Genomic DNA, 9,846 nt, shown 5'->3' with positions numbered 1-9,846 from the left:
TGCCCATCCCTGAGGGGGAATTGATCATGATGGACGCTCACGAGCTCGAGGCCGAGTCCGCGGAACTGCTGCCGGGCCGGGAGGCCCTCGGTCGTCTGAAGTTCAGCTTCAACAAGACGACCAACGTGACCAAGCACATCGCCAACGTCGAGGCCCACAACTCGTCCCTGGCCGTCAACGACCACTCCTTCGCGTCGGCCGCCGCCTCCAGTGCGGGCCAGAGCATCACGGTCACCCAGTAGCACCCGCGCACCACCTCGAACCCGATCCACATCACCTGAAAGGACGTCCGTCATGAGCATGGACATGCACGAGCTGGAGACCGAGTCCGCCGAGCTGCTGCCGGGCCGGGAGGCCCTCGGTCGTCTGAAGTTCAGCTTCAACAAGACGACCAACGTCACCAAGCACATCGCCAACATCCAGGCGGACAACCAGTCCGCGGCGCTCAACGACCACTCCTCGTACTCGGTCGCCGAGTCGCAGGCCTCGCAGTCGATCGTCGTCAAGCAGTAGCGACGGCCATGCAAGGGGGGAAGCGGGGAGGACGTGGGGGGAGACCACATATGACAGTGCTCGGAGACGGGCCCCCGACGCTGTACGACCCCGGGCCGGTGCCCGGGCCCGGCGGCTGGCCGGTGACGTACGAGCAGGTGGCCACGGGCAGCCTGCCGGTCGTCGAACAGCCGCTGGTGCCGCGGCTGAGCGCGGGACTGCGACTGCACGGGGAGTACCAGGGATCGGGCTTCACCGAGCCCAAGTACATCGCCCGCCGGGGGGACGGGCAGGTCGTGCAGCTGTCACGGCTGCTGCATCTCGTGGCGTCGTCCGTCGACGGCGTACGCGACACCGAGTCGATCGCCCACCGGGTGAGCGCGAGATTCGGCCGCGAGGTCAGCGGCGAGAACATCCGCTATCTGGTGGAGAAGAAGCTCGAACCACTCGGGGTGACGGTCCCCGAGGGCCAGGAAAGCGACGAGGTCGACGCACCGCGCTCCGACCTGCTGCTCGCCCTCAAGGGCCACCGGGTCATCTTCGACGAGCGGCGCACGGCACGGATCGCGCGGATGTTCGCGTGGCTGCACCGGCCGGTCGTGGTCGCGGCCGTACTGCTCACGACCGTGGCCATGGACGTGTGGCTGTTCGGTTTTTTCGGGGCGATCGAGCCGGTCCTGGAGGTCCTCGACCAGCCGGTGCTGATCCTGATCGTCTTCGCACTGACCGTGGCCTCGCTCGTCTTCCACGAGTTCGGCCACGCCTCCGCGTGCACCTACGGCGGCGCCCGGCCCGGGTGCATCGGCTGCGGGATCTTCCTCATCTGGCCGTCGATGTACACCGATGTCACCGATGTCTACCGGATCGGACGCGGCGGGCGGATCAGGACCGACCTGGGCGGGGTCTACTTCAACGTCGTCTTCATGCTCGCCATGGCCGGGCTGTACTTCGCCACGGGGGAGCCGTTCTTCCTGGCCGCGGTGTATCTCGGGCACTTCGAGATCCTCGAACAGCTGATGCCGGCGGTGCGGCTGGACGGCTACTACATCCTGGGCGACCTCGCCGGGGTTCCGGACCTCTACGGCAAGATCAAGCCGATCCTGCTCGGTCTGGTGCCGGGGCGGAAGGGACGGGCCGCGCGCAAAGAGGTTGCCGGGCTGAAGAAGTCGGCGCGGACCATCGTGGCCGCGTGGGTGCTCACCATGGTCCCGCTGATCATCGGCGAGATGGGCTACGCGCTGTGGAACCTGCCCCGGATCATCGCCACGATGACCCGGTCCATGGTCGAGCAGTTCTCCGGCACCGGGTCGGCCTTCGCGGACGGCAAGGTCGTCGAGGGGCTCGTCGGGGTGCTGGGCTGTCTGATGCTGCTGATCCCGATGGGCGGTGTCGTCTATCTCTCCGTGAAGATCGGAGGGCGGCTCCTGCGGGCCGCGAAGCGGTCCACGGCGGGGCGGCCCCGATTGCGGGTGGCGCTGTGCGCGGTGCTTTTCGCCGGGCTGACGGGCCTCAGTTACGCATGGACGTCCGGGCTGACACCCCAGCCGCTCCCGAAGAAGCCCCCGATCGCGCCGATCCTGCAGCCCGGGGTGTCGACGGAGGAACCGCAGCCCCGCCAGGCCACGACCCCTGACGGCAACGCCTCGACCTCGGACCAGGACGCCTCGGACGACCCGGCGGGCACGGGCCCCGGTGCGGTTCCGCCCTCGGCGGCGGGGCGCTCCACGGGCACCGGCGCCCCCACCCCCGGGACATCCGCCGACGCATCGACGTCCGCCTCACCGGCGTCGTCCGCGACGGCACCGGGCCAGGCGACCGGGGGTTCCTCCCGCGGACCGGCGTCCCCGACCCAGGGCACATCGGCGGCCCCGGAAACGTCGTCACCGGGCACAGGAGCGGGCCCCTCCACCCCCGCCTCGTCCCCGACCCCGTCGGAAAGCATCCCGCCCTCACCCGTCGAGACCCCGTCCCCACCGCCGGCCGGCGGTTCACCGGGGGCGTCCTGAGAGGGCAGGGGTCGTGTCCCACATCCGTACTCATCCATCCAAGGAGATCCCTTGAACAGCCACCGAAAACCCCGTACCCCCACCCCGTTCACCCGGCGTGCCGTTCGCGTGGGGCTGTTCGCCGCAGGTGTCGCCGGTGTGGCGACCGCCGTGCCGGCGCAGGCCGCGACCGGCGGGGCGGCCAAGGTCGCCGTCGCGTCGGACCATGTCTTCAGTCATGCCGGCCGTCTCGACCACACGGAGCAGAAGGACTCCTTCACCATCCGGCAGTTCGGCAAGGTGAACGCCGCCTCCGTGCGCAACCAGGCCAACGCGGTCTCGTCGGGCTGCACCGCCGACGACGCCTGCCGTTCGGTCGCGCTGTCCTTCCAGATCGTCACCATGGCGGGTGAGCACACCCGCCTGAACGCCGTGAACCTCAGCGACGCCACCAACAAGAGCTGCACCGGCTGCCAGACCCTGGCCGGCGCCTACCAGTTCGTGGTCTCCACGCCCACCCCGCTCACCCTCGACTCCGACCACCGCCGCCAACTCGCCGACATCCACCGTCGGCTGGACACCCTGACCCGCTCCCGGATCCCCGCGGCCGACCTGCGGACCCGGGCCGACGCCCTGGCCGCCGAGGTCAACACCGTCCTTCAGGACGCCGTGGCCGACGCCCCGAAGGGCGACGCGCAGGACGACGTCACCATGCACCGCCACCTGGACGGCTGGCCCGGCCGCTGACCCGTCCGGCCGCCAGGCCCGCGGCAGCCTTCCGCGGGTCCGGCGGCCGCACGGACCGTTGACATCGGCAGACCCCCGGCGCAGACTCCTCGCACGAAAGTGAAAGAAATTTCACCATGCGAACAACTAAGGTCTCCGAAGGGAACGCCCGATGCGTACCACCGTCGGCATCATCGGAGCCGGCCCCGCCGGCCTCCTCCTCGCCCGGCTCCTCCACAACGCCGGCATCGACTCGGTCGTCCTGGAGAGCCGCGACCGCGCCTACGTCGAGCACCGCCAGCGCGCCGGGATCCTGGAGCAGGGCACGGTCGACGTGCTGCGCGCGGCCGGCGCCGGGGAGCGCATGGACCGCGAGGGACTCCCGCACGACGGCATCGAGCTGCGCTACGACAAGAAGCGCCACCGCGTCGACTTCCCCGCCCTCACCGACGGCCGGTCCGTGATGGTCTACGCCCAGACCGAGGTCTGCAAGGACCTCATCGCCCTCCAGCTCAAGGACGGCGGCCCCCTGCTGTTCGAGGCGGAGGCCCTGGCCGTCGAGGGCGCCGACACCGACACCCCGCGCGTCCGCTTCCGGCACGAGGGCCGCGAGGACGTCCTGGAGTGCGAGTACGTCGTCGGCTGCGACGGCTTCTGGGGCGTCGCGAGGAAGGCGATCCCCGCCGAACTGACCAAGGTCTTCGAACGGACGTACCCCTTCGCGTGGCTCGGCATCCTCGCCGACGTCCCGCCCTCCCACGACGAACTCGTCTACGCCCGCCACGACCGCGGCTTCGCCCTCCTGTCCATGCGCTCCCCGTCCGTCACCCGCCTCTACCTCCAGGTCCCCGAGGGCACGGACGCCGGGAGCTGGGACGACGAGGAGATCTGGGACGAGCTGGAGCGCCGCTTCGAGACGGACGACGACTGGACCCTGGAACGCGGCCCGATCACCCAGAAGTCCGTCACCCCCATGCGCTCCTACGTCCACGAGCCCATGCGCCACGGCCGTCTCTTCCTCGCCGGCGACGCGGCGCACATCGTCCCGCCCACCGGCGCCAAGGGCCTGAACCTCGCCGTGGGGGACGTCGTGACCTTCGCGAGGGCGCTGACGAACCGGAAGGAGACCGGTTCGGCCGAGCGCCTCGACGCGTACTCGGAGACCTGCCTGCGCCGGGTGTGGCAGGCCGAACGGTTCTCGTACGACATGACGAGCCTCCTGCACCGGGCACCCGACGCCACTCCCTTCGAGGACCGGATGCAGCTGGCCCGGCTGGAGCGGATCACCGGTTCGCGGGCCGCCGAGACCGACCTCGCCGAGGGGTACACCGGCTTCCCCTTCGGGTGAGGCCCCTCCGGTGCCGGGAATCACGCGTACGCGTAGCGTGTTGGCCAGCACATCGAGGGAAGATCCTCCTCAAGCACTAGGGTCATTCCTTTGCCTACCCATTACTCTTGAGGGCAAGGTCCACAGACGGTGGCCATGGAGGAGTGAAATGAGGAGCAGCAACCCGGTCTTCTCGCGACGGGGGTTCAGCCGCGACAACGGCTATGCGGGCTTCAACACCGCGCCGCAGGCCGGGGGCGCAGCCGTGGGCACGCAGGGCAGCCCCTACGCGCAGCCGCAGGGCAACCCGTACGCGACCAACCCCTATGCCCAGCAGGACCTGCAGCAGGGCGCACCGCCGCAGACCCCGGTGACCACCGGCCGGATGACGATGGACGACGTCGTCATGCGCACCGGCACCACGCTCGGCATCCTGATCGTCACGGCCGCGCTCGCCTGGGCGCTGCTGCCCGTCGACGACGCCAACATCGGCCGCTCGTACGGCATCGGTATCGGTGCCGCGGTGATCGGCATGGTCCTGGCGCTCGTGCAGTCCTTCAAGCGCACGGCCACGCCCGCGCTGATCGTGTCGTACGCCGCGTTCGAGGGCGTGTTCCTCGGCGTCATCTCCAGCATCGTCGACAACCGCATCGCGAGCGGTGCGGCCATGCAGGCCGTCATCGGCACCCTGGCGGTCTTCGCCGCGGTACTGGTGGCGTACAAGGCCGGCTGGATCCGCGTCAACCGGCGGTTCTACGGCTTCGTCATGGCGGCCGCGCTCGGCTTCATGCTGCTGATGGTGGTCAACCTGCTGTTCGCCGCCTTCGGCGGCGGTGACGGCCTCGGCTTCCGCAGCGGCGGCCTCGGCATCCTGTTCGGCATCATCGGCGTCCTGCTCGGCGCGTGCTTCCTCGCCCTCGACTTCAAGCAGGTCGAGGACGGCATCGCCTACGGCGCCCCGCGCGAGGAGGCGTGGCTGGCCGCGTTCGGTCTCACGCTGACGCTGGTGTGGATCTACATGGAGTTCCTGCGACTCATCGCGATCCTCAACAGCAGCGACTAGTCCTCGACGGTCGTACGGCGAAGGGCCCCCGGTTCCGAACGGGGGCCCTTCGGCATGTGCGCAGCTCAGAAGTACCTGCGCGCGGCCCTCCTCAGGTCGTACTCGTGGATGATCGCCTTGGCGTGGCCGTACGCGAGGTTGTGTTCGTGGCGGAGCCAGCTGACCTTTTCCTCGAAGCGGAAGAGGGCCGGGCCTTCGTCGACGGTGCGGAGCCAGTCGGAGACTTCACGACCGGTGCAGTGGGGGATGCGGGCGAGCAGGTTGCGGTGGGTCTCCTCGGAGAGGACGTGGGACATCGGCGCCTCCGGACGCAAAGGGGATGTAAGCCGGTCCTTCAGGTCACCGTGCCTGAGCGTTCGCCTGTTGGCAACAGTCCCGGTGCGACGCGTACGGTTGCCGGGTGGCTGATACTTCGCGTCTGACCCGGGCTGTGGACCATTTCGCCGACCGTCTGCGGGCCGCGCCGCAGAGCCGGTTGCAGCGGGGCGCCGCCGCCGAGGCGCTGGGGCTGGCCCGGGAGTTCGCCCGCCGGACGCAGGTTCTGGAGGAGCCGGGGACCGGACTTCGCGAGATGCCGGACGCGGGGATGTTCGCCGCCGCCGACCAGATCACGGTGGCCGTACATGACTTGGCTCTCGTCCTGACGGACGAGAGCCAAGTGGAAGAAGCGATGGAACTGGTGGCACAGGCCCAGCGGCGTGCCGGAGTGTGACTCCTACAGGGAGGCTATGACCCGGTCCGCCAGGATGTAGACGTTTTCCTCGCCGCACGCGAACGTCAGCGTGTACGCGCCCGAGATGCCCGAGCCGCCCAGCAGCACCGGGGTCTCGCCCGCGCGCAGCGCCGCGGACAGGCGCTCGGCCGTCTCGCGGTGGCCCGGGGTCATGCAGAGGGTCGTGCCGTCGGCGAAGACGTAGACGTCCAGCGTGCCGAGGGGGCCCGGGCGGACGTCGGCCAGTTCGGTGCCGGAGGCGGCCAGTTCCTCCAGGGTCGCCACCGTGCGTTCGTGGTCGCCCACCACCGGTGAGCCGACCGGGACGAAGTCCGGGTGGGAGGGGTGGCGGCGGCGGGCCGCGGCCAGTTCGGGGCTGTCTCCGCTGGTACCGCCGGCGAACTCGTCCGCGTCGGCCGAAGGCTCCGACACCGGCTCCAGGCCCACGAAATCGGCCTGCCGGGGCAGGAACAGGTCAATGTCGGGCAGTCCGAGCAGCGAGGGTGCGTCGGAGGCGTCACGTGCCTCCTGGGCGGCCCAGAAGGCGCGCGCCTCGGCGAGTTCACGCTCGCGTTCCTCGGCGAGGGCCTCGGCCACGGCGGCGCGTATCTCGTCGACGTCAGCGGCCGTGCGGGCGGCCGGTACCAGGCCCCGTACGGGCGCGGTGTTGTTCCTGGCGAGCTCGGCGTGCAGGGCGGCGACCTGTCGGCGCAACACCATGAGGGTGCGCAGGACGGCGACGCCCACGGCGCCCGTGGCGGCCGTGGTGACCAACAAGGCGATCGGCATGGCGCTCACTGACGTACTCCCGGTTCAAAGTCGACCCCCGACTTCCTACATCAGCTTGAAGGGCGGACTATCCCGCTGTCAGTGCGTAACGTCACGAATCGGACAGGGCTTTGGGTCGGGGGTTTAGCAATGGAGGGGTGTGACCTGCGGAAATTCCGGCGCGAGCGATATAGGTCACATCCTGGGGGAGATTGGATCACAAATCGGCCCAGAACCTTGGAGTTTCCTCGGTTCTGGGCCAAAGAGTGGCACTGGGTTGCCGGTTGGACACGTTCCGTCAGCTGAGGCGCTCGATGACCATCGCCATGCCCTGGCCGCCGCCCACGCACATGGTCTCCAGACCGAACTGCTTGTCGTGGAACTGGAGGGAGTTGATGAGCGTGCCGGTGATGCGGGCGCCCGTCATGCCGAAGGGGTGGCCGACGGCGATCGCGCCGCCGTTGACGTTCAGCTTGTCGAGGTCGATGCCGAGGTCGCGGTAGGAGGGGATCACCTGGGCGGCGAACGCCTCGTTGATCTCGACCAGGTCGATGTCGTCGATGGTGAGGCCGGCGCGGCGCAGCGCCTGGTTGCTGGCATCGACCGGGCCGAGGCCCATGATCTCGGGGGAGAGGCCGGAGACACCGGTCGACACGATGCGGGCGAGCGGGGTCAGGCCGAGCTCGCGGGCCTTGGTGTCGCTCATGATGACCAGCGCGGCGGCGCCGTCGTTGAGCGGGCAGCAGTTGGCGGCGGTGACCATGCCGTCGGGGCGGAAGACCGGCTTGAGGCCCTGGACGCCCTCCAGGGTGACGCCGGCGCGCGGACCGTCGTCCTTGGAGACGACCGTGCCGTCGGGGAGGGTCACCGGGGTGATCTCGCGCTCCCAGAAGCCGTTCTTGATGGCTTCCTCGGCGAGGTTCTGCGAGCGGACGCCGAACTCGTCCATGTCCTGGCGGGTGACGCCCTTGGAGCGGGCGAGGTTCTCGGCGGTCTGGCCCATCGCGATGTAGGCGTCCGGGACGAGGCCGTCCTCACGCGGGTCGTGCCAGGTCGTGCCCTCCTGCTGCGCGACGGCGGCGGTGCGGGCCTCGGCCTCGGCGAAGAAGGGGTTGTGCGTGTCCGGGAGGCTGTCGGAGTTGCCCTTGGTGAAGCGGGAGACCATCTCGACACCGGCCGAGATGAACACGTCGCCCTCGCCGGCCTTGATGGCGTGCAGGGCCATGCGGCTGGTCTGGAGCGAGGAGGAACAGTAGCGGGTGACCGTGCAGCCGGGGAGGTGGTCCATCCCCATCTGTACGGCGACGATCCGGCCGAGGTTGTTGCCCTGCTCGCCGCCGGGCAGACCGCAGCCGAGCATCAGGTCGTCGATGTCGCGGGGGTCGAGCTCCGGGACCTTGGCGAGGGCGGCCTGGATGATCGTGGCGGTGATGTCGTCCGGGCGCAGGTCCTTGAGGGAGCCCTTGAAGGCGCGGCCGATGGGGGAGCGGGCGGTCGAGACGATCACGGCTTCGGGCATCACGGCTCCATTGGCGTACGAGGGTGTTCTTCGGTCTTCGGGTCGTGGCTGCTTGGGAAGTTACCCGTACGTATGGGCTGGGTCACGGGGGTGACGGTGTGACCTTTGTCTAAGCGCTTGCTTTGTACTCCGTCACTGGACGCCCGTGGCGCTGGTGGGTGACGGCTCCGCCTCCTTGACCCGCCGCCTGCGCCTGCGCTTCAGCAGGGCCCATGGCCCCTTCGGGCCCGTCGGCATGGCGGCCGCGACCTCCGTGCCCGCCTCCGACGCTGCCTCCGCCGCGGCCCGCGCCACCGGCAGGAAGCCCTCACGGCGGGAGGCGTCCGGGCGGTCCTCGTCGGCCGGCCAGAGGCTCAGGGCCGCGCACACCGTCGGCAGTATTGCCATCGCCGCCGTCGCATAGCCCTCCGCCGAGGGGTGGTAGTTGTCGGGGCCGAAGAGCTCCCGCGGGTTCGCCTCGAACTCCGGACCCAGCAGGTCGCCCAGGGACACCGTGCGGCCGCCCTGTTCCACCGCGCCGATCGTCTGCGCGGCCGCCAGCTGGCGTGAGGCCCGGCGGGCCAGCCACCGCAGCGGCTGCTGGACCGGCTCGATCGTGCCCAGGTCGGGACACGTGCCGACCACGACCTCGGCACCGGCCGTGCGCAGCCGCCGTACCGCGGAAGACAGATGGCGCACGGAACGCGTCGCCGGCATCCGGTGCGTGACGTCGTTCGCGCCGATCATGATCACGCAGACGTCCGGGATCCGCTCGGGGACCGCCAGCGTCAGCGCCACCTGACGGTCCAGGTCGTCCGAGGTGGCCCCGGGGAGGGCGACGTTACGCAGTTCCACCGGGCGCTCCGCCACCGCCGCCAGGCCGGACGCCAGCAGGGCGCCCGGCGTCTGGCCCGCCCGGTGCACCCCCTGGCCCGCGGCCGTGGAGTCGCCCAGCATCACCAGGCGCAGGGGCGGCTCGCCGACGGTGGCGTAGGCATGGCCGTACCGGCCCTCGGCCTGCGGGACGTGCGGCGTCGTGCCGTTGCCCACCTGCCGCCTGGCCAGCCGCACCTCCGCCAGCAGCAGCCCCATGGCCGCCGCGCCGACCAGACCGATCCCGCCGCCGCCGTACGCGGCGCCGGCCGCGATCCGCCTGGCCGTCCTCGCCCTCGACATGCTCGTCATACGTCGCCGCCACCTCCGTCGAACCCGCTACACCCACTCCTTGCCCCGCACGGACCGTGGCCCAATCCCAACAGGGAGTGAACGACCGTC

11 protein-coding genes are annotated in these 9,846 nt (G+C 70.3%); 7 read left to right on the top strand and 4 right to left on the bottom strand.

What is annotated here, in order from left to right; translation table 11 throughout:
- The 6 genes from RNB18_RS47660 to RNB18_RS47635 form a co-directional block, all read left to right on the top strand.
- On the top strand, nt 1–242 hold a 242-nt coding region (locus RNB18_RS47660), incomplete at its 5' end, for a hypothetical protein (RefSeq protein WP_394817785.1).
- A 52-nt stretch (nt 243–294) separates the two neighbouring features.
- Nucleotides 295–513, top strand: coding sequence for a hypothetical protein (locus RNB18_RS47655; protein ID WP_007382551.1), 219 nt, complete (start codon nt 295–297; stop codon nt 511–513).
- Nucleotides 514–563: 50 nt separating this feature from the next.
- Complete coding sequence (locus RNB18_RS47650; RefSeq protein WP_311720424.1) at nt 564–2,498, top strand: zinc metalloprotease; 1,935 nt, start codon at nt 564–566, stop codon at nt 2,496–2,498.
- Between the two features lie 51 nt (nt 2,499–2,549).
- Nucleotides 2,550–3,224: a hypothetical protein gene (locus RNB18_RS47645; protein WP_311720423.1), complete on the top strand. Its 675-nt coding sequence runs from the start codon at nt 2,550–2,552 to the stop codon at nt 3,222–3,224.
- Between the two features lie 151 nt (nt 3,225–3,375).
- On the top strand, nt 3,376–4,551 hold the full coding sequence (locus tag RNB18_RS47640; protein WP_311720422.1) for a 4-hydroxybenzoate 3-monooxygenase: 1,176 nt from the start codon (nt 3,376–3,378) through the stop codon (nt 4,549–4,551).
- A gap of 148 nt (nt 4,552–4,699) precedes the next feature.
- Nucleotides 4,700–5,593, top strand: coding sequence for a Bax inhibitor-1/YccA family protein (locus tag RNB18_RS47635; protein WP_311720421.1), 894 nt, complete (start codon nt 4,700–4,702; stop codon nt 5,591–5,593).
- 65 nt (nt 5,594–5,658) lie between these two features.
- On the opposite strand, the gene RNB18_RS47630 is transcribed toward RNB18_RS47635, so the two are convergent.
- Nucleotides 5,659–5,889 carry a DUF4287 domain-containing protein gene (locus RNB18_RS47630; protein ID WP_007382546.1) on the bottom strand — a complete coding sequence of 77 codons (231 nt, stop codon included), beginning with the start codon at nt 5,887–5,889 and terminating at the stop codon, nt 5,659–5,661.
- A 104-nt stretch (nt 5,890–5,993) separates the two neighbouring features.
- On the opposite strand from RNB18_RS47630, the gene RNB18_RS47625 reads away from it, so the two are divergent.
- On the top strand, nt 5,994–6,305 hold the full coding sequence (locus RNB18_RS47625) for a hypothetical protein (protein ID WP_311720420.1): 312 nt from the start codon (nt 5,994–5,996) through the stop codon (nt 6,303–6,305).
- A gap of 3 nt (nt 6,306–6,308) precedes the next feature.
- Here RNB18_RS47625 and RNB18_RS47620 read toward each other — a convergent pair whose 3' ends face one another.
- The 3 genes from RNB18_RS47620 to RNB18_RS47610 form a co-directional block, all read right to left on the bottom strand.
- Nucleotides 6,309–7,103 (bottom strand): hypothetical protein, encoded by a 795-nt coding sequence (locus RNB18_RS47620; RefSeq protein WP_311720419.1) that lies wholly within the window; start codon nt 7,101–7,103, stop codon nt 6,309–6,311.
- Nucleotides 7,104–7,371: 268 nt separating this feature from the next.
- Nucleotides 7,372–8,592, bottom strand: coding sequence for an acetyl-CoA C-acetyltransferase (locus RNB18_RS47615; protein ID WP_266384096.1), 1,221 nt, complete (start codon nt 8,590–8,592; stop codon nt 7,372–7,374).
- Between the two features lie 132 nt (nt 8,593–8,724).
- Nucleotides 8,725–9,756, bottom strand: coding sequence for an SGNH/GDSL hydrolase family protein (locus RNB18_RS47610; protein WP_311720418.1), 1,032 nt, complete (start codon nt 9,754–9,756; stop codon nt 8,725–8,727).
- Nucleotides 9,757–9,846: the final 90 nt, after the last annotated feature.

It is taken from the genome of Streptomyces doebereineriae (assembly GCF_031845645.1).
GTDB classification, from domain to species: domain Bacteria; phylum Actinomycetota; class Actinomycetes; order Streptomycetales; family Streptomycetaceae; genus Streptomyces; species Streptomyces canus.
This window is presented reverse-complemented; position numbering and strand designations above follow the sequence as displayed.